The organism is Microbacterium proteolyticum, assembly GCF_029639405.1.
Taxonomy (GTDB): Bacteria; Actinomycetota; Actinomycetes; order Actinomycetales; family Microbacteriaceae; genus Microbacterium.
In genome coordinates, this window is record NZ_CP121274.1 from 1,560,030 (window position 1) to 1,578,413 (window position 18,384).

18 protein-coding genes are annotated in these 18,384 nt (G+C 70.1%); 12 read left to right on the plus strand and 6 right to left on the minus strand.

Going from position 1 to position 18,384, the window contains the following annotated elements; all coding sequences use genetic code 11:
- Positions 1 to 33: 33 nt before the first annotated feature.
- The 3 genes from P8R59_RS08030 to P8R59_RS08040 all read left to right on the plus strand — a co-directional run bounded on the left by P8R59_RS08030 (position 34) and on the right by P8R59_RS08040 (position 2,483).
- A complete protein-coding gene (locus tag P8R59_RS08030) occupies positions 34 to 219 on the plus strand; it encodes a hypothetical protein (protein WP_077050796.1) in 186 nt (61 codons plus the stop codon).
- A 70-nt stretch (positions 220 to 289) separates the two neighbouring features.
- Positions 290 to 1,753: a cardiolipin synthase gene (cls, locus tag P8R59_RS08035; RefSeq protein ID WP_077051350.1), complete on the plus strand. Its 1,464-nt coding sequence runs from the start codon at positions 290 to 292 to the stop codon at positions 1,751 to 1,753.
- Positions 1,754 to 1,769: 16 nt separating this feature from the next.
- Entirely contained in the window at positions 1,770 to 2,483 is a 714-nt protein-coding gene (locus P8R59_RS08040) for a hypothetical protein (RefSeq protein ID WP_278103505.1), read from the plus strand.
- A gap of 1 nt (position 2,484) precedes the next feature.
- Here P8R59_RS08040 and P8R59_RS08045 read toward each other — a convergent pair whose 3' ends face one another.
- The 3 genes from P8R59_RS08045 to P8R59_RS08055 are packed head-to-tail and all read right to left on the minus strand — an operon-like array spanning position 2,485 to position 3,946.
- Complete coding sequence (locus P8R59_RS08045) at positions 2,485 to 2,718, minus strand: helix-turn-helix domain-containing protein (protein WP_278103506.1); 234 nt, start codon at positions 2,716 to 2,718, stop codon at positions 2,485 to 2,487.
- Positions 2,715 to 3,320 (minus strand): hypothetical protein, encoded by a 606-nt coding sequence (locus tag P8R59_RS08050; RefSeq protein ID WP_278103507.1) that lies wholly within the window; start codon positions 3,318 to 3,320, stop codon positions 2,715 to 2,717. The genes P8R59_RS08045 and P8R59_RS08050 overlap by 4 nt, the downstream gene beginning before the upstream one ends.
- Complete coding sequence (locus P8R59_RS08055) at positions 3,320 to 3,946, minus strand: hypothetical protein (protein ID WP_278103508.1); 627 nt, start codon at positions 3,944 to 3,946, stop codon at positions 3,320 to 3,322. Before P8R59_RS08055 ends, P8R59_RS08050 begins: the two co-directional genes overlap by 1 nt.
- Positions 3,947 to 4,138: 192 nt before the next feature.
- Between P8R59_RS08055 and P8R59_RS08060 the strand changes: the two genes are divergently transcribed.
- The 3 genes from P8R59_RS08060 (at position 4,139) to P8R59_RS08070 (ending at position 7,939) form a co-directional block, all read left to right on the plus strand.
- Positions 4,139 to 6,664: an ATP-dependent Clp protease ATP-binding subunit gene (locus P8R59_RS08060; protein ID WP_278103509.1), complete on the plus strand. Its 2,526-nt coding sequence runs from the start codon at positions 4,139 to 4,141 to the stop codon at positions 6,662 to 6,664.
- Between the two features lie 62 nt (positions 6,665 to 6,726).
- The gene (locus P8R59_RS08065) at positions 6,727 to 7,236 is read left to right on the plus strand and encodes an amino-acid N-acetyltransferase (RefSeq protein WP_077050790.1); all 510 of its coding nucleotides are present in this window, start codon (positions 6,727 to 6,729) and stop codon (positions 7,234 to 7,236) included.
- A 46-nt stretch (positions 7,237 to 7,282) separates the two neighbouring features.
- Positions 7,283 to 7,939, plus strand: coding sequence for a hypothetical protein (locus P8R59_RS08070; protein WP_175627579.1), 657 nt, complete (start codon positions 7,283 to 7,285; stop codon positions 7,937 to 7,939).
- Positions 7,940 to 8,085: 146 nt separating this feature from the next.
- Here the strand turns inward: P8R59_RS08070 and P8R59_RS08075 are convergent, their stop codons facing one another.
- Complete coding sequence (locus P8R59_RS08075; RefSeq protein ID WP_278103510.1) at positions 8,086 to 9,618, minus strand: amino acid permease; 1,533 nt, start codon at positions 9,616 to 9,618, stop codon at positions 8,086 to 8,088.
- Between the two features lie 147 nt (positions 9,619 to 9,765).
- Here P8R59_RS08075 and P8R59_RS08080 point away from each other — a divergent pair, with 147 nt between their 5' ends.
- The 6 genes from P8R59_RS08080 (at position 9,766) to P8R59_RS08105 (ending at position 15,413) form a co-directional block, all read left to right on the plus strand.
- A complete protein-coding gene (locus P8R59_RS08080; protein ID WP_278103511.1) occupies positions 9,766 to 11,121 on the plus strand; it encodes a glutamine synthetase family protein in 1,356 nt (451 codons plus the stop codon).
- Positions 11,102 to 11,878, plus strand: a complete 777-nt coding sequence (locus tag P8R59_RS08085; protein WP_278103512.1) for a gamma-glutamyl-gamma-aminobutyrate hydrolase family protein — start codon at positions 11,102 to 11,104, stop codon at positions 11,876 to 11,878. The genes P8R59_RS08080 and P8R59_RS08085 overlap by 20 nt, the downstream gene beginning before the upstream one ends.
- Positions 11,875 to 13,230: an aldehyde dehydrogenase family protein gene (locus tag P8R59_RS08090; protein WP_278103513.1), complete on the plus strand. Its 1,356-nt coding sequence runs from the start codon at positions 11,875 to 11,877 to the stop codon at positions 13,228 to 13,230. The genes P8R59_RS08085 and P8R59_RS08090 overlap by 4 nt, the downstream gene beginning before the upstream one ends.
- A gap of 118 nt (positions 13,231 to 13,348) precedes the next feature.
- Entirely contained in the window at positions 13,349 to 14,128 is a 780-nt protein-coding gene (locus P8R59_RS08095; RefSeq protein WP_278103514.1) for a 3-oxoacyl-ACP reductase, read from the plus strand.
- Positions 14,129 to 14,152: 24 nt separating this feature from the next.
- Entirely contained in the window at positions 14,153 to 14,869 is a 717-nt protein-coding gene (locus P8R59_RS08100) for a FadR/GntR family transcriptional regulator (RefSeq protein WP_278103515.1), read from the plus strand.
- A 133-nt stretch (positions 14,870 to 15,002) separates the two neighbouring features.
- Positions 15,003 to 15,413, plus strand: coding sequence for a dehydrogenase (locus tag P8R59_RS08105; RefSeq protein WP_278103516.1), 411 nt, complete (start codon positions 15,003 to 15,005; stop codon positions 15,411 to 15,413).
- A gap of 266 nt (positions 15,414 to 15,679) precedes the next feature.
- Here the strand turns inward: P8R59_RS08105 and radA are convergent, their stop codons facing one another.
- Both radA and P8R59_RS08115 read right to left on the minus strand, forming a co-directional pair.
- Complete coding sequence (gene radA / locus P8R59_RS08110) at positions 15,680 to 17,047, minus strand: DNA repair protein RadA (RefSeq protein WP_278103517.1); 1,368 nt, start codon at positions 17,045 to 17,047, stop codon at positions 15,680 to 15,682.
- Between the two features lie 326 nt (positions 17,048 to 17,373).
- Entirely contained in the window at positions 17,374 to 18,327 is a 954-nt protein-coding gene (locus P8R59_RS08115; protein WP_278103518.1) for an L-lactate dehydrogenase, read from the minus strand.
- Positions 18,328 to 18,384: the final 57 nt, after the last annotated feature.

Consider the following 18,384-nt stretch of genomic DNA (forward strand, 5'->3'; position numbering starts at 1 on the left):
CCGACACTCAGGCGGTGCCCGTATCCTGGAACCGTGGATGACATCTGGGCCGCCGTGCTGTGGCCACTCCTGCCGACGCTCGCCGTGTCGGTGAGCTTCTTCTTCATCCTGCGCGGCGTGATCCGGATGGATCGCACCGAGCGCAAGGCGTACGCGCGCATCGAGGCGCAGGAGCGCGCCAAGCGCGGTCTCCCCGCCTCCGACGGCACGACCCGCTGATCGCCCGGATCCCCCGCGTGTCGGGGCCGATCACTACGCTGGGGGGACATCCCGCCCAGGAGGTCCCGTGATCGACACCACGTTCGAGGCGAGCTGGCTCGTCATCGCGCTGTTCGTGATCGATCTGGTCGTGCGCATCGCCGCGGTCATCATCGTGCCGCGCAACCGTCGCCCGACCGCGGCCATGGCGTGGCTGCTGGCGATCTACTTCATCCCCTTCGTCGGCGTGGTCCTGTTCCTCCTGATCGGGAATCCGCGGCTGCCGCGCACGCGCCGCCGCAAGCAGGCCGACATCAACCGGTACATCCACGACACGAGCGAATCCCTCGAGTTCGGCACGCTGCGACCGAACGCGCCCGACTGGTTCCGTGCGCTCGTCCGGCTGAACCGCAACCTCGGCGCCATGCCCATCGCGGGTGACAACGGCGCGACCCTCATCGCCGACTACCAGGAGAGCCTCGACACGATGGCGGACGCCATCCGCCGGGCCGATCGGTACGTGCACGTCGAGTTCTACATCCTCCAGGCCGACGCCGCGACCGACAACTTCTTCCGCGCCCTCGAAGAGGTCGCTGCACGGGGCGTGGTCGTGCGCGTCCTGCTCGACCACTGGGCGAACAGGGGCAAGCCGTACTACCGGCAGACGCTTCGCCGACTCGACGAGATGGGCGCGCACTGGCATCTGATGCTGCCCGTCCAGCCGCTGCGGGGCCGGTATCAGCGACCCGACCTGCGCAACCACCGGAAGCTCCTGGTCATCGACGGCGACGTGGCGTTCATGGGCTCGCAGAACGTGACCGACTCGACGTACAACCTGAGCAAGAACATCCGCCGCGGGCTCCACTGGGTCGACCTCATGGTCCGGGTCGAGGGCCCCGTCGTCGCGAGCATCAACGCCGTGTTCCTCAGCGATTGGTACAGCGAGACCGACGAGACGTTGACCGACGAGATCGACCTGTTCAGCGTCGAATCCGGCCCCGGCGACCTCGACTGCCAGATCGTCCCCTCCGGCCCCGGCTTCGACTTCCAGAACAACCTCAAGCTGTTCCTCGGCCTGCTCTTCGCCGCCCGCGAGCGCATCATCATCGTGAGCCCGTACTTCGTGCCCGACGAGGCGCTCCTGCTGGCGATCACGACGGCCTGCCAGCGCGGCGTCCACGTGGAGCTGTTCGTCTCGGAAGAGGGCGATCAGGCGATGGTCTACCACGCCCAGCGCAGCTACTACGAGGCACTGCTGACGGCCGGCGTGAAGATCTGGATGTACCGCAAGCCCTTCATCCTGCACAGCAAGAGCCTGACCATCGACGACGAGGTCGCCGTGATCGGGTCGAGCAACATGGACATGCGCTCGTTCGGTCTCAACCTCGAGATCTCCATGCTCGTGCGCGGTGAGGAGTTCGTCCGCGACATGCGGCGCGTCGAAGACGTGTACCGGACGCTCAGCCGCGAACTCACGGTCGAGGAGTGGCGCCGTCAGCCCCTCCGCTCGACGATTCTCGACAACCTCGCGCGCCTCACCTCGGCGCTGCAGTGACCTTCTGGAGGCACAGATGACCCGCCGTTCCCTCGTCGCACTCCTGAGCGTCGGCATCCTGTCGATGGGCGCGCTGGTCGGATGCGCGACGGGCGCCGCCTCGTCGCCGACGTCGGAGGCGACCCCGGATGCCACGGCATCCATCGCCCCCTCCGAGGTGCGCGCGGGCTGGCTCGACGCGGGCCGCGGGATCGCGGTCGTGACGCTCGGCAGCTCCTCGTGCGTTCCGGTCGCGACCGAGCCCGTCCTCTCCGGAACGACGCTCACCGTCGACCTCGTCGAGCCGTCGGACGGGCCGTGCACGCGCGACCTGGCGCCGCGGGCGACGTACGTGGGCCTGCCCGCCGGTGTCGACCCGACCCGCGATCTCGAGGTCGTGGTGACCGGTGCGGTCGAGGGCTCCACGTCGCTCGCGGGCCTCGCCGATGCGCCGGCCGCGGGCGACGAGTTCCTCCCCAGCGCCGGGTGGGTCGGAGACGGCCAGGTCGCGATCCTCACCTGGGGGAGTTCCGGCTGCCGTCCGCAGGTCGAAGCGGTGACATCGGCCGGCGAGGGGGCGACGGTGACGTTCGTGGAACCGCCCGCCGATCAGGTCTGCACGGCCGACATGGCGCCTCGCGTGAGCCTGGCCGACCTCACGGGCATCGTCGACGACGGACCCGTGGAGCTCACGTTGACCGGCGGCAACGTCGCGTCCGAGGGCCCGATCGCCGTTCTCGGCGCCCGCTGAGCTACCCCTGCACCACCAGCAGGTCGCCGACCTCGCAGTCGAGGGCGCGGCAGATCGCGGCGAGCGTCGAGTAGCGGATGGCCCGAGCGCGGTCGTTCTTGAGCACCGAGAGATTGACGATGCTCACCCCGACCAGCTCGCTCAGCCGCGTCAGCGTCATGCCCCGTTCGGCGAGCAGCTCGTCGAGTCGGCAGTGGATGCCGCTGGGGCCGTCGTCTTCGATCGCGGGGCTCACACGAGTCCTTCCGTGTCGCGCTGCAGGCGGGTTCCGTAGGAGAACACGACGGAAAGGGCCAGTACGGCCAGACCGACCAGCGCCCAGGCAGGGTCGAAGGCGGATCCGACGACGAAGACGTCCCCGGCCGAGGGGTTCAACTCGGAGGCGGCCATCATGCGACCGAGACCGGTCAGACCGGCAGACAGGACGCCGCCGATGAGCAGGGAGGCTCCCGCGACGCGCGTCGCGACCGCCAGGGCACGATGGAACGGGCGCCGCCACATCAGCAGCAGGAAGAACAGCATCAGCGCTCCGATGGTGCAGAGGGTCGTCAGCGCTCCTGCAGCGGTACCGAGCACGAGAAGGGTGCGCGCGCCGAAGCTCAGGGCGTCGGTGATCACCCACGCAGATTCGTACCGGGCCGACAGGATCGGCCCGCCGGGGTCCGTCGCGACGGGCGCCTCCGTCAAGAGGCTGAAGCCACCCGCACCCGTGGCGATGCCGATCGCCGCGCGAACGCCGGGGAGGGCGAGGGCGAAGCCCATCACGAGACCCGCCGCGACGAACAGCAGCACGATGCCGCGCTCCATCCGGGGAGAGACCGGTGTCGCATCGGTCATCACACGAGTCCTTCCGTGTCGCGCTGCAGGCGGTCGCCGACGGTGAACACCGTGCCGGCCAGGGCCGCGACGAAGGCCGCTCCGAAGAGCGTCGGCAGATCGATGACCTGCACGGCTCCGCGGTCGTAGGTGTAGTCCGACATCCGCGCCAGCGCGCCGTTGGCCACCATGTTCTGGAAGAACGGCACGCCCGCGAGGCCGACGAGGGTCACGGTGCCCGCGACCGAGACGAGGGCCGTGTTGCGTCGGCTGAAGATGCGGCCGCGCAGGATGTCGGCGGTGAGCAGGAGGAGGAGCACGACGACGGTCACGACGACGGCGGCGAGGAGCACCTCGGCGATGACGAGCGCCCACAGGGAGGCGATCGGCAGCTCGGGGGCGACGATGACGCCGGTGCCGAGCTCGACCGGTACGGGGGCGCCGTCCGGGCCGAGCGGCGCCTGCGCGACGGTATCGAGGAACGGTGCGCTCACGCGCACGTCGCGGTTCGGGAGGACCTCGACGATGCGTATCACGCTGTGCACGACGGCCCACACGGCGAGGCCCATGCCGAGCACGACGAAGAAGAGGAACCCCGCGGTGTCACCGCGGGAGAGGATGCGCGAGGTCGGACGGGGGGATGCCATGGCTCACTCCTTATCGAAAGTCGTTGTTATCGGTTGTCGATAAGTTATCGACTGTCGATGTGATCCGCAACCCCGATGGTGCGACGGCTATGCCCACGGCGAACACGGGGCTCTGGCATCCGGCCGCTGGTTACTCTCGATGTACGGCGCGCGGAGGCGTGCCTGTCAGCCCATTTCTGGAGGGACTGAGAGATGTTCGAGAGATTCACCGACCGTGCCCGTCGCGTGGTTGTGCTCGCCCAAGAAGAGGCGAAGATGCTCAACCACAACTACATCGGGACCGAGCACATCCTCCTCGGCCTCATCCACGAGGGAGAAGGTGTCGCCGCCAAGGCGCTCGAGTCCCTCGGGATCTCGCTCGACGCCGTGCGCGAGCAGGTGCAGGACATCATCGGCCAGGGCCAGCAGCAGCCGACCGGGCACATCCCCTTCACGCCGCGCGCGAAGAAGGTGCTCGAGCTGTCGCTGCGCGAAGCGCTGCAGCTCGGCCACAACTACATCGGGACCGAGCACATCCTGCTCGGCCTCATCCGCGAGGGCGAGGGCGTGGCCGCCCAGGTGCTCGTGAAGCTCGGCGCCGATCTGAACAAGGTCCGCCAGCAGGTCATCCAACTGCTCTCGGGTTACCAGGGCAAGGAGCCCGCGGGCGTCGCGTCCGGCGCCGGCGAGCAGACCTCGCAGGGTGCGCAGGGCGGGTCGGCCGTGCTCGACCAGTTCGGTCGAAACCTCACGCAGGCCGCGCGCGACAACAAGCTCGACCCCGTGATCGGGCGCGAGAAGGAGATCGAGCGGGTCATGCAGATCCTCTCGCGTCGCTCCAAGAACAACCCCGTCCTCATCGGCGAGCCCGGTGTCGGAAAGACGGCGGTCGTCGAGGGCCTCGCGCAGGCCATCGTCAAGGGCGATGTCCCCGAGACGCTCAAGGACAAGCAGGTCTACTCGCTCGACCTCGGTTCGCTCATCGCCGGTTCCCGCTACCGCGGTGACTTCGAGGAGCGCCTGAAGAAGGTCACCAAGGAGATCCGCACGCGCGGCGACATCATCGTCTTCATCGACGAGATCCACACCCTCGTGGGTGCCGGTGCCGCCGAGGGTGCGATCGACGCGGCATCCATCCTCAAGCCGCTCCTCGCCCGCGGTGAGCTCCAGACCATCGGTGCCACCACGCTCGACGAGTACCGCAAGCACTTCGAGAAGGATGCCGCGCTCGAGCGCCGCTTCCAGCCGATCCAGGTCGCCGAGCCGAGCCTGCCCCACGCGATCAACATCCTGAAGGGGCTGCGCGACCGCTACGAGGCGCACCACAAGGTGCAGATCACGGACGGCGCGATCGTCGCCGCGGCGAACCTCGCCGACCGGTACATCAGCGACCGCTTCCTGCCCGACAAGGCGATCGACCTGATCGACGAGGCCGGCGCGCGCCTCCGCCTGTCGATCCTGTCGTCGCCGCCGGAGCTGCGCGAGTTCGACGAGAAGATCGCCAAGGTCCGCGAGCAGAAGGAGTTCGCCTCCGAGGAGCAGGACTTCGAGAAGGCCGCCGCCCTCCGCGACGAGGAGAAGTCCCTGCTCGCCGAGCGTCTGCGCCTCGAGAAGCAGTGGCGCTCGGGCGACGTCGCCTCCCACGCGGTGGTCGACGAGGGCCTGATCGCCGAGGTGCTCGCGCAGGCGACCGGCATCCCGGTGTTCAAGCTCACCGAGGAGGAGTCCAGCCGCCTCATGTTCATGGAGAAGGCCCTGCACCAGCGGGTCATCGGCCAGGAAGAGGCGATCGCGGCCCTGTCGCGCACGATCCGTCGTCAGCGCGCGGGCCTCAAGGACCCGAAGCGTCCCAGCGGCTCGTTCATCTTCGCCGGCCCCACGGGCGTCGGAAAGACCGAGCTGGCCAAGGCGCTCGCCGAGTTCCTCTTCGACGACGAGGGCGCGCTGATCTCCCTCGACATGTCGGAGTTCGGTGAGAAGCACACGGTCTCGCGTCTGTTCGGTGCTCCTCCCGGATTCGTCGGATTCGAAGAGGGCGGCCAGCTCACCGAGAAGGTGCGCCGCAAGCCGTTCTCGGTCGTGCTGTTCGACGAGATCGAGAAGGCGCACCCCGACATCTTCAACTCGCTCCTGCAGATCCTCGAAGAGGGTCGTCTGACCGACGGTCAGGGCCGCGTGGTCGACTTCAAGAACACCGTGATCATCATGACGACGAACCTCGGTTCGTCGGCGATCGCCGGTGGTCCGGTCGGCTTCCAGGTCGAGGGCAGCGCGCAGACGTCCTACGAGCGGATGAAGGGCAAGGTCGACGAAGAGCTCAAGCGCCACTTCAAGCCCGAGTTCCTCAACCGCGTCGACGACGTCATCGTCTTCCCGCAGCTGAACAAGGACGAGCTCCGCCAGATCGTCGGCCTGTTCGTGAAGCGCCTCGCCGATCGTCTGCTGGACCGCGACATGACGGTCGAGCTGTCGGACGACGCGAAGGACAAGCTCATCGAGATCGGCTTCGACCCGACCCTCGGTGCCCGACCGCTCCGCCGCGCCATGCAGCGCGAGGTCGAGGACCGGCTGAGCGAGAAGATCCTGCACGGCGAGCTCGAGTCCGGCGACCACGTCAAGGTCGGCGTCGAGAACGGGCAGTTCACCTTCGACACCGCTCCGCGCGGCGACAAGGTGGCGATCGGCGTCGGCACCGCGGGAGAGATCTCCGCGACGCCCGACATCGTCGCCGGCAGCTGACGATCACGCGACAACAGGGCCCGGATGCCATGGCATCCGGGCCCTCGTCGTACCCTGGGACGATGACCTCCGCCGCGCCGTTCGTCGTCCGCCCCGCCGCGACCGGCGACGTGCGACGCATCCACGAACTGCTCGAGCCGTTCGTGCAGAAGCGCATCCTCCTCGGCAAGGACCTGGTCGTGCTGTACGGCTCGGTGCAGCAGTTCGTCGTCGCCGAAGTCGACGGCGAGGTCATCGGGTGCGGGGCGCTGCACGTCATGTGGGAGGACCTGGGCGAGATCCGCACCCTCATCGTCCACGACGACTGGCTGCACCACGGGGTGGGCCGGGCGATCGTGGAGATGCTGGAGGAGAACGCGCGCGAGCTCGGCGTCTCGCGGCTCTTCTGCCTCACCTTCGAGGTCGACTTCTTCACGCGCCGCGGCTTCGCGCCCATCGGCGAGCAGGTCGTCGATCCCGACGTCTACTCGCAGCTGGTCCGCAGCCCCGACGAGGGCGTCGCGGAGTTCCTCGACCTCGCGCACGTCAAGCCCAACACCCTCGGCAACACGCGGATGCTGAAGCAGCTGTGAGCGCGGCATGGCGCGGGCGCTCAGCCTTGCGGCCTACGCTGGAACGATGACCGATGCCCCCCGCAGGCGGCGGCAATCCCCGGCGGTCTACCGTCGTCGCCGTCTCGCCGCCGCGCTCTTCGCGCTGCTCGTGATCGGCCTCGTCGTGTGGCTCGTCGCGGCGCCTCCGTGGCGCTCCGCCCCGACCGCCGACCCCGCGCCCGCGGCGAGCTCGACGGCCCCCGCGGCGTCCGCTCCCGCCGTCGTCGCCTCACCGACACCGACACCCACCCCGACGCCCACAGCGCCGGCCGGGCCGGTCGAGTGCACCCCGGCCGACATCACCGTCGAAGCGCTCACCGACAAGGGGGAGTACGGCCAGGGTGAGAACCCGCAGCTGTCGATCCGCCTCACGAACACCTCGGCGAACGCGTGCACGATGAACGTCGGCACGAGCGCGCAGTCCTTCACGGTCACGAGCGGGTCCGACGTCTGGTGGCGCTCGACGGACTGCCAGTCCGAGCCGAGCGACATGGAGGTCACGCTCGCCGCCGGCCAGGAGGTCACGAGCGCCGCGCCCCTGACCTGGGATCGCACCCGCTCGTCCGTGTCGTCGTGCGGCGGGGAGCGCCCGTTCGCCCCGGGTGGTGGCGCCACGTATCACTTGAGCGTGTCGATCGGCGGCATCCCGTCGACCGGGACGGTGTCGTTCATCCTCCGGTGAGGGCTCCCCGGCACTGAGTGTCCAGAACACGCGGACGCGAAGCCCGCGCGTCCGCGCGTCTTGGACACTGAACCCGCGCCGGCGCCGGCGGCGGCGAGCGAGCAAACGAAGCGGGACGGATGCCAGTGGCATCCGTCCCGCTTTCGTCAGCGCTTCTCGCCGAAGACCTCGTCCTCCATCGCGTCGTAGCCCTCTGCCTGGGGGTCGCGGTGCAGACCGCCGGACAGGGCGTACTCCTCCTCCGGGGAGAGCACGAGCCGGTGGCGCCCGTAGACCGCGAAGCCGATGAAGATCACGGCGTACACGGCGATGATCGCGACGATCGCGAGCAGGTAGGCGGGGTTCAGCAGCAGGCCGAAGAACACGATCGCCGCGATGATCGCCGCCGAGTACGCGCCGAACAGGCCCCACGGGCTCTTGTACGGGCGGAGGGCGTTCGGGAACTTCCGTCGCAGCACGATGAACGACACCATCTGCAGGAAGTAGGCCACGACCGCGCCCCACACGGCGATGTTCAGCACGATGGCGCCGGCGGGGCTGGCATCCCCACCCGCGAACTGGACGACGACGAGAGCCGCGAAGCCGAGCACCGCACCGAAGACCAGTGCGACCCACGGGGTCTTGCGGGCGCCGGTGAGCGACAGCCACCGCGGGTAGTAGCCGGCGCGCGACAGCGAGTACATGTTGCGGCCGTAGGCGAACATGATGCCCATCAGCGAGGCCAGGAGCCCGACGAGCGCGAGGAGCGACAGCAGGGCTGCCGCCTGGTCGCCGACCATCGCGCGGAAGCCGTCGAGCAGCGGTTCGAGCGAGCTGCCCGTGGCCTCGGCGCCGAGGACGCCGGTGTTGAGGAACAGCACGATGAGACCCGTGGCGATGAGGGTCCCGCGGGCCCAGAGTCCCGCACGGGGGATGTCGCGGGCGGGGTTGTGCGACTCCTCGGCCGCGAGGGGGAGTTCCTCGATGCCGAGGAAGAACCACATCGCGAAGGGGAGGGCGAGCAGGATCGAACCGACGCCGAAGGGCAGGAACTCGGACTGGCCGGGGTCGGGGACGATGTTCCACAGCGACCCCCAGTCGAAGGCCCCGGATGCCAATGCCATGATGCCGAAGACCACGATGATGCCGATCGAGATGATCGAGACGACGATCGCGAAGACGAAGGAGATGTTGGCTCCGGCGGCGTTCAGGGCGATGAACACGGCGTAGAGGATGATCCACCAGACGAACGCGGGCAGGCTCACGCCGGTGAGCAGTTCCAGCGCGGAGTCGGCGTACTGCCCCGAGAAGTAGACGACGACAGCGGTCGTCGCGACGTACTCGATGGTCTCGGCGAGGCCGGTCGCCAGGCCTCCCCACGGCCCCATCGCCGACCGGGCGAACGAGTAGGCGCCGCCGGTGTGCGGCATCGCCGCGGCCATCTCGCCGATCGAGAACGTCAGACCGTAGTACATGACCACGAGCACGACGAAGGCGATCAGCATGCCGCCGAAGCCGGCGAAGCCGATACCGAAGTTCCAGCCGGAGAAGTCGCCCGAGATCACGGCGGCGACCGCGAGGCCCCACAGGCCCCACACTCCCGCGGAGCGTTTCAGCGTGCGTTTTTCGAAGTATGTGGAGTCGGTCGCCGTATAGGTGGCCCCGGCGACCTTTTTCTGCGAACTGCTCGAGGTGGACATGGAGCCTCCAGACGTTTACGGACAGGCTTCGGGAGCGCCTTTGCGGAGAATCATGGCGTTCTATTGGTCGACCTGTCTACCTTTGGCGTGTAAGTTCCTCGTTACGTCCTCCGATCGTGGGGACCTCGAGCAGGCGAGAGGGAGACCATGGCGGGCAATCTCACCACCGCGGAATTGGATGCCGCGATCGACTCCGGCGAGATCGACACCGTCGTCGTCGCCTTCCCGGACGCCCAGGGCCGCCTCGTCGGCAAGCGCGTCGCCGCACGGTTCTGGCGCGACGAGGTGCTGCCGCACGGAGCCGAAGCGTGCAACTACCTGCTGTCGGTCGACGTCGACATGAACACCGTCGACGGGTACGCGATGTCGAGCTGGGAGAAGGGCTACGGCGACATGCTGCTCGTGCCCGACCTCGACACCCTGCGCCGCGTCCCGTGGCAGGAGGGGACGGCACTCGTCATGGCCGACCTCGCGTGGGAGGACCGCGCGCCGGTCGTGCAGTCGCCGCGTGGCATCCTGAACGCCCAGCGCGCCCGGCTCGCGGAGCGCGGGCTGACCCCCTACGTCGGTACGGAGCTGGAGTTCATCGTCTTCGACGATTCGTTCCGGGATGCCTGGGCCAAGGGCTACACCGGGCTCACGGCCTCCACCGACTACAACGTCGACTACAACCTCCTCGCCACCACGCGGCTGGAGCCGCTCCTGCGCGACATCCGCCGCGGAATGGACGGCGCGGGCATGTACTGCGAGGGCGTCAAGGGCGAGTGCAACGACGGGCAGCAGGAGATCGCGTTCCGCTACGCCGAAGCGCTCGAGACCGCCGACAACCACACGATCTACAAGAACGGCGCGAAGGAGATCGCCGACCGGCACGGCAAGTCGCTGACCTTCATGGCCAAGTTCGACCAGCGCGAGGGCAACAGCTGCCACATCCACCTGTCGGTCCGCGGCGAGAACGGCGAGGCCGTCATGGCCGGCGACGGAGAGCACGGCTTCAGCCCCCTCATGGAGCACTGGATCGCCGGCATCCTCGCCACCCTCCGCGAGTTCACGCTGCTGTACGCCCCGACCATCAACTCCTACAAGCGGTACGCCAAGGGCTCGTTCGCGCCGACCGGCGTCGCGTGGGGCGTCGACAACCGCACGTGCGCGCTCCGCGTCGTCGGCCACGGCGCGTCCCTCCGCGTCGAGAACCGCGTGCCCGGCGGAGACGTGAACCCGTACCTCGCGATCTCGGCGATCATCGCGGGCGGCCTCCACGGCATCGAGAACGAGCTGCCGCTGCCCGCGCCCCTCACCGGTAACGCCTACGCGGCCGGCGTCGACACCCTGCCGACGACGCTCCGCGAGGCCGCGAAGCTCTTCTCGGAGTCGACCGTGGCGCGTGCCGCCTTCGGCGACGACGTCGTCGAGCACTACCTGAACCAGGCCCGCATCGAGGTCGAAGCCTTCGACGCGGCCGTCACCGACTGGGAGCGCGTGCGTGGTTTCGAGCGTCTCTGATCCGGCCCGGACCCCCGTCGTGGGACTCACGACCTACCTCGAACGCGCGACGCAGGGCGTGTGGGACGTGCGCGCGTCGTTCCTCCCGCAGCAGTACTTCGACGCGGTGACCGCCTCAGGTGCCACCGCCGTGCTGCTCCCGCCGCAGCCCCGGCCCGTCGAAGCTGCCGCCGCGGTGCTGGACGGCCTCGACGGACTCATCCTCACAGGCGGCCTCGACGTGCAGCCCGAGCTGTACGGCGCCGAGCGGCACCCGCTCACCGACCCGCCGCGCGCCGACCGCGACGCGTGGGAGCTCGCGCTCCTCGCCGGGGCCCGGGAGCGCGGCATCCCGGTGTTCGGGATCTGCCGCGGACTGCAGCTCATCAACGTGGCCCTCGGCGGCACGCTCCATCAGCACCTGCCCGAGGCCCTCGGCACCGAGCGCTACAAGATCGGCGGAGGGGTCTTCGCCGAGAACGTCGTCGAGGTGGATGCCGGCACCCGGCTCGCCGGTCTCGTCGGTGCCGGAGCGCTGACCGTCCACAGCTACCACCACCAGGGCATCGACCGGGTCGGCGAGGGACTGCGGGTCACCGCGCGGACCGACGACGGGCTCGTGCAGGCCATCGAGACCCCCGGCGACGACTACCTGGTCGCCGTGCAGTGGCATCCCGAGGAGAACGCCGAGGACCGACGCCTGTTCCTCGGGCTCGTCGCCGCCGCCGCGGCCCACCGCGCCGCACGTTCCTCCGCGCACCAGGGAGTTCCCGCATGAGCACCTTCACCGTCACCGACCCGTCGACCGGCACCCCGATCACGACGCTCGCCCGCGCCGAGGTCGCCGAGGTGGATGCCGCCGTCGCCGACGCCGTCCGCACGCAGCGCGCGTGGGCCGCGCTCGCCCCCGTCGCCCGCGCCGACGCGCTGCGGTCGTTCGCCCGGGTCGTCGAGGCGCACGTGGAGGAGCTCGCGGCGCTCGAGGTCCGTAACTCGGGTCACCCGATCGGTTCGGCCCGGTGGGAGGCGCAGCACGTCGCCCAGGTGCTCAATTACTACGCCGGATCGCCGGAACGCCTGATCGGGAAGCAGATCCCCGTCGCCGGCGGCCTCGACGTGACCTACCACGAGCCGTACGGCGTCGTCGGGATCATCGTGCCGTGGAACTTCCCCATGACCATCGCCGCGTGGGGCTTCGCCCCGGCGCTCGCCGCGGGCAACGCCGTGGTGCTGAAGCCCGCCGAGCTGACCCCGCTCACGGCCATCCGTCTGGGGGAGCTGGCGCTGGAGGCGGGGCTCCCGGAGGGGCTGTTCCGGGTGATCGTCGGTTCGGGCTCGGTCGTGGGCCAGCGTTTCGTCTCGCACCCCGACGTGCACAAGGTCGTCTTCACCGGCTCGACCGAGGTCGGTACCGAGGTCGCCGCCGGGTGCGCGCAGCTGCTCAAGCCCGTCACGCTCGAACTCGGCGGCAAGAGCGCCAACATCGTCTTCGCGGATGCCGACCTCGAGAAGGCCGCGGCCGGGGTCCCCGGTTCCGTCTTCGACAACGCCGGCCAGGACTGCTGCGCCCGCAGCCGCCTCCTCGTCGAGCGGAGCGTCTACGACCGGTTCCTCGAGCTGCTCGAACCCGCCGTCGCCGCGTGGCGCGTCGGCGACCCGCACGACGAGGACACCCAGATGGGGCCGTTGATCTCGGCATCCCACCGCTCCACCGTCGCGGGCTTCCTCGACGGGGCCGACGTCGCGTTCCGCGGGTCGGCGCCGGAGGGCGACGGCTTCTGGTTCGCCCCCGCCGTCGTGCTCGCGCAGCCCGGCGACCGCATCGCGCGCGACGAGGTGTTCGGTCCCGTCCTCGCCGTGCTCCCGTTCGACGACGAAGCGGATGCCATCCGCCTGGCGAACGACACCGCGTACGGTCTCGCGGGCTCGATCTGGACCGAGAACCTGGGGCGTGGCATCCGGGTCTCGCGCGGTGTGCGCAGCGGGGTGCTGTCGGTGAACTCGCACTCGTCGGTGCGGTACTCCACCCCCTTCGGCGGCATGAAGGCCTCGGGTCTCGGTCGGGAGCTGGGTCCGGATGCCGCCGAGCACTTCACCGAGACCAAGAACGTCTTCTACGCCACCGAGTGACCCCGCCTCCGCCCCCTCGTCCCACTTATGACGCCCCTCGTCCCACTTCCGGCTGTTCTGGAGGCTCCACAGCAGCAATGAATGGGACGAGGTTCAGCTCGAAAGGAACCACCGCACCATGACCATCGACCTCACCCAGCGGCTGCGCGACCGCGTCGCTATCGTCACCGGCGGCGCATCGGGGATCGGCCTCGCCACGGCCCGTCGCTTCGCCGCCGAGGGCGCGCGCGTCGTCATCGCCGACCTCGACGAGACCACCGGCACCGCGGCGGCCGCCGAGGTCGACGGCGTGTTCCGGCAGGTGAACGTCGCCGACGAGGCATCCGTCAACGCCCTCTTCGACGGTGTCGCGGCGGAGCTCGGCAGCGTCGACATCGCGTTCAACAACGCCGGCATCTCGCCCGCCGACGACGACTCGATCGAGACGACGGAACTGCCCGCCTGGGACCGCGTGCAGGACGTCAACCTCAAGAGCGTGTACCTCTGCTCGCGCGCGGCGCTCCGGCACATGGTGCCCGCGGGGCGCGGCTCGATCATCAACACCGCGTCGTTCGTCGCGCTGCTCGGGTCGGCCACGTCGCAGATCTCGTACACGGCGTCCAAGGGCGGCGTGCTCGCCCTGACCCGCGAGCTCGGCGTGCAGTTCGCGCGGCAGGGCATCCGGGTGAACGCGCTGTGCCCCGGGCCGGTGAACACGCCGCTGCTCCAGGAGCTGTTCGCCAAGGACCCCGAGCGCGCACAGCGCCGGCTCGTGCACGTGCCGATGGGCCGGTTCGCGGAGCCGGAGGAGATGGCCGCGGCCGTGGCGTTCCTGGCATCCGACGACGCCTCTTTCATCACCGCGACGGCGTTCGTCGTTGACGGCGGTATCACCAACGCGTACGTGACGCCCCTGTGACCCGCGGCGTGACAGGCTGACGGGATGACCGAAGCGCCGTTGGACGATCTGCGCCGGGCCGTGTATCGGCCCGTCCGCAGCGGCAACGCGCTCGAGGACACCACGGCGCGCATCGTGCAGACGGTGCGGCTGGGGCTCGTCGCACCGGGGGAATCGCTTCCCGCGGAGCGCGAACTCGCGGCGATGTACGGCGTCAGCCGCGACACGGTGCGCGAGGCGATCCGTGAACTCTCCGATGCCGGCTGGCTCGAGACGCGCCGCGGACGCTACGGCGGCACGTTCGTCGTCGACCCGGTGCCCCGGCCCTCGGGCCCGGCGGAGGTGGCCGCGGGTGAGCTGGATGACGTCATCGCCCTGCGGGGCGTGCTCGAACCCGGCGCCGCCTGGGCCGCCGCCGGGCGCACGTTGGCGCCCGAGGAACGCGACGTGCTGTGGGCGCGACACGAGGCCGCGGCCGTCGCCGGTGGCGAGGACTACCGCCGGCTCGACACGCTGCTGCACCTGACGATCGCGGAACTCGCCGGCATCCCCTCTCTCGTTCCGCTCGTCGCCGACAACCGCGCGCGCGTGAACGCGTGGCTCGACACGTTCCCGCTGCTGCCGCGCAACATCGACCACTCCACCGCGCAGCACGCCGCGATCGTGTCGGCGATCCTGGCCGGGCGACCGGATGCCGCCCACGCGGCGATGCGCGATCACCTCGCCGGCAGCGAGGCGCTGCTGCGCGGGTTCCTCGCGTAGCGCGGGGGCGGTCGCGCCGGGGTTTCGACGGGTTTGGGGCGGGTTCTTCCGCTCGGGGCGTGGAATTCCGCGCCCCAACCGGAAGAACCCGCCCCAAGATCGGGGTCGGCGGCTGGGCGATTAGGCTCGGAGGATGGCCGGTGGGAAGAAGCGCAAGGGGAAGAAGCTCGACGTGGAGTTCAAGAACACCGCGCTCACCGATGCGCTGCAGACGCAGGACATGGCCGCGATCGCCTTCGCGCTGCGGCACGGACCCACGGTCGTACCGCTGATGCGCGCGGGCGACGCCGACAACCCGCTCGACGTCGGCGAGGTGTGGACGTACCGCGACCCGAACACGGCGCAGATCGCGCTGCTGCTCTTCAGCGACGCGGCGCACAAGCCCGAGACGCTCCCGCCGCACGTCGCGCTGCAGTCGCCGCAGTGGCTGCGGGCCTTCCTCGATCGTCACCGCGACGAGATCACGACGGTGTTCATCGACATCGCGGGTCCGCATCCGATCCAGGCCACCCCCGCCGACCTGCTCGCCGCCCTCGACGCCTGAGCGCTCATTTGCGAGGCAGGAGTGGATGCCACGACTCGGCGACACTCCGAGGGTGAAGTACCTGGGTCGCGCGGGTGAGGCGCTCGTGTAAGACTCGGGGCATGGAGTACCTGATCGCCGGCGCTGTGTGCGCCGCCGGGCTCGTGATCCCCGCAGTGCTCGGCTTCACGTCGCCGCACCGCCGCCGCCGTTCCGCGCCTCCCGGCCGCTGACCCGACCGGCCGCTTCGCTGCAACGCTCGCTACGTCGCGCGGGTGGGGTGAGTCTCAGAACTCGGGTACGGCCTCCTCGCGTGGCATCCCGCGTACCTTCAACTCGTTGAGCGCCTGCGCGAGCTTGCGCGACGACGAGTCGAGGACCGTGTGGTACCCGAGGCGCGCGGCCTCGGACGCACGCTGCGCCGCCTGCGTGACGTTGCGGATCTCGCCGGTGAGCGTCAGCTCGCCGATCGCGGCGAGCCGCTTCGAGACCTTACGGTTGTGCACGGCATTGGCCACGGCGATCGCGATCGCGAGATCGGCGGCGGGTTCGACGAGGCGCACCCCGCCCACCGTCGAGACGTAGACGTCTTTGTCGGACAGCGAGACGCCCATGCGGCTCTCGAGGACGGCGAGCACCATCGCCACGCGGGACGAATCGACACCGTTGACGATGCGGCGCGGGTTCGGCGCCGACTGCTTCACGGTGAGCGCCTGGATCTCGACGGGCAGCGCGCGGCGCCCCTCCATCGCGATCGTGACGCATGTACCGGGCTCGGGGTCGCCGTGCCCGAGGAACAGCGCGCTGGGGTCACTGACCTCGGCGATGCCGCTCCCGGTCATGTCGAAGCAGCCGACCTCGTCGGTCGGGCCGAAGCGGTTCTTCAGCGCTCGGACGAATCGCAGCGACGTCTGCCGGTCGCCCTCGAAGTGGCAGACGACGTCGACGAGGTGCTCCAGAACGCGCGGCCCCGCGATCGTGCCGTCTTTCGTCACGTGACCCACGATCACGACGGGGAGTCCCCGCTCCTTCGCGATCCGGATGAGCGTGGATGCCACCTCCCGCACCTGCGCGGGCTGACCCGCCGCTCCGTCACTGAGCGCGGACGACACGGTCTGCACGGAGTCGACGATGAGCAGCTCGGGCTCGACCTGATCGATGTGCCCCAGAATCGTGGCGAGGTCGGTCTCGGCGGCGAGGAACAGTTCGTGGTGCAGGGCACCGGTGCGCTCGGCGCGGAGGCGCACCTGCGCCGCCGACTCTTCGCCGCTGGCGTAGAGCACACGGCGACCGGCGCGGGCGCTCTGTGCTGCGACCTCGAGCAGCAGCGTGGACTTGCCGACGCCGGGCTCACCGCTCAAGAGGATCGCGGCACCGGGCACGATGCCGCCACCGAGCACCCGGTCGAACTCGCCGACACCGCTCGTGCGCCGAGGGGCGTCTTGCGTGTCGATCTCGGTGATGCGCCGGGCCGCGCGCGCGGCGCCGGGCGCGACCGGAGTGACCGACCGCGTGATGCCCGTCTGCTCGGCCGCCTCGACGACCGTGCCCCACGACTGGCACTCGCCGCACCGGCCGACCCACTTCAGCGTCGTCCATCCGCACTCGGTGCACCGGTACGGAGCGGCCGTGGGGGAGGGGCGACGGGATGCCATGCGCCCAGGCTACGCGGGCCCTCCGACATCGTCGGCGCAGGGTGTCGGCGGCATCCCGATAAACGCGATCCGCGGGCATAAACGCGGTGACGGCGCGTTTCTCGTCGCGGATCGCGTTTATCGAGGACAGGCACCCGACCGGGCGTCGGACCGCGCCGGCGCCGGCGCCGACGCGAGCCCCGGGGCGGCACGACGCCGGCGCCGACGCGGGCCCCCGCGCCGGCACGACGCGGGCGCCGACGCGAGCCCCGGGGCGGCACGACGCCGGCGCCGACGCGGGCCCCCGCGCCGGCACGACGCGGGCGCCGACGCGAGCCCCCGGGCGCTCAGTCGCGGAGCGACTCGGCCACCGTCGTCAGGGCGTCGGCGGAGCGGCGCAGGAGCGTCAGCTCCCGGTCGGAGAACGGCGTCCCGGTCAGGGGCACCGCGCCCTGCGCGCTGACGATGGACGGCACCGACAGCGCCATGCCGGTGATCCCGTGGAAGTCCTGCAGCACGGTGCTCACGGGGAGGATCGCGTGCTCGTCGCGCAGGATCGCCTCCACGATGCGCGCGCTGGAGAGCCCGATCGCGTAGTTGGTCGCGCCCTTGCCCTGGATGACCTTGTAGGCCGCGTCGCGGACGTCGATGGCGATGGCATCCAATTCGGCTTCGTCGAAGCGGGTGCCGTCGGGGAGGTCGTACTCGGTGATCGGGATCGAGCCGATCGTCGCGGTCGACCACAGCGGGAACTCGGTGTCGCCGTGCTCGCCGACGATCCAGGCGTGCACGCTCGAGGTGGCGACACCGGCGCGCTGCGCGATCTTCCAGCGCAGGCGCGAGGTGTCGAGCACCGTGCCGGACGCGAAGATCCGCTCCCGGGGCAGCCCCGTCGCCTGCTGCGCGAGGACGGTGAGCACGTCGCACGGGTTGGTGACGATGACGTAGATCGCGTTCGGCGCCACCTCGAGCAGCTGGGGCATCATGCGCTGGATGATCCCCGCGTTCGTCGCGGCGAGCTCGGTGCGCGTCTGGCCGGGGTTCTGCTTCGCGCCGGCGGTGATGACGACGACGTGCGACCCTTCGGCGACCGAGACGTCGCTGCCGCCGGTGATGTCGCTCGATCCGGTGAACTGCGTGCCGTGGGCGAGGTCGAGCACCTCGGCCTCGACCTTCGCCTCGGCGATGTCGTAGAGGGCGACGTGCCGGGCCGATCCGCGGATGAGGGCGGCGTACGCGACGCTGGCCCCCACGCTTCCCGCGCCGACGACGGTCAGTTTGGAGTTCTCGATCACGCTCATGGCTCGATCCTGGCATCCGGGTGGGACCCCTGCCAGGGGGTTTCTCGACGGTGGAGG

What these genes read in the sequence shown, in the direction of transcription:
- P8R59_RS08040 (WP_278103505.1), top strand. Translation starts at nt 1,770, where the DNA reads ATGACCCGCCGTTCCCTCGTCGCACTCCTGAGCGTCGGCATCCTGTCG.
- P8R59_RS08050 (WP_278103507.1), bottom strand. Translation starts at nt 3,320, where the DNA reads ATGACCGATGCGACACCGGTCTCTCCCCGGATGGAGCGCGGCATCGTG.
- P8R59_RS08055 (WP_278103508.1), bottom strand. Translation starts at nt 3,946, where the DNA reads ATGGCATCCCCCCGTCCGACCTCGCGCATCCTCTCCCGCGGTGACACC.
- P8R59_RS08060 (WP_278103509.1), top strand. Translation starts at nt 4,139, where the DNA reads ATGTTCGAGAGATTCACCGACCGTGCCCGTCGCGTGGTTGTGCTCGCC.
- P8R59_RS08065 (WP_077050790.1), top strand. Translation starts at nt 6,727, where the DNA reads ATGACCTCCGCCGCGCCGTTCGTCGTCCGCCCCGCCGCGACCGGCGAC.
- P8R59_RS08070 (WP_175627579.1), top strand. Translation starts at nt 7,283, where the DNA reads ATGACCGATGCCCCCCGCAGGCGGCGGCAATCCCCGGCGGTCTACCGT.
- P8R59_RS08075 (WP_278103510.1), bottom strand. Translation starts at nt 9,618, where the DNA reads ATGTCCACCTCGAGCAGTTCGCAGAAAAAGGTCGCCGGGGCCACCTAT.
- P8R59_RS08080 (WP_278103511.1), top strand. Translation starts at nt 9,766, where the DNA reads ATGGCGGGCAATCTCACCACCGCGGAATTGGATGCCGCGATCGACTCC.
- P8R59_RS08090 (WP_278103513.1), top strand. Translation starts at nt 11,875, where the DNA reads ATGAGCACCTTCACCGTCACCGACCCGTCGACCGGCACCCCGATCACG.
- P8R59_RS08095 (WP_278103514.1), top strand. Translation starts at nt 13,349, where the DNA reads ATGACCATCGACCTCACCCAGCGGCTGCGCGACCGCGTCGCTATCGTC.
- P8R59_RS08100 (WP_278103515.1), top strand. Translation starts at nt 14,153, where the DNA reads ATGACCGAAGCGCCGTTGGACGATCTGCGCCGGGCCGTGTATCGGCCC.
- P8R59_RS08105 (WP_278103516.1), top strand. Translation starts at nt 15,003, where the DNA reads ATGGCCGGTGGGAAGAAGCGCAAGGGGAAGAAGCTCGACGTGGAGTTC.
- radA (WP_278103517.1), bottom strand. Translation starts at nt 17,047, where the DNA reads ATGGCATCCCGTCGCCCCTCCCCCACGGCCGCTCCGTACCGGTGCACC.
- P8R59_RS08115 (WP_278103518.1), bottom strand. Translation starts at nt 18,327, where the DNA reads ATGAGCGTGATCGAGAACTCCAAACTGACCGTCGTCGGCGCGGGAAGC.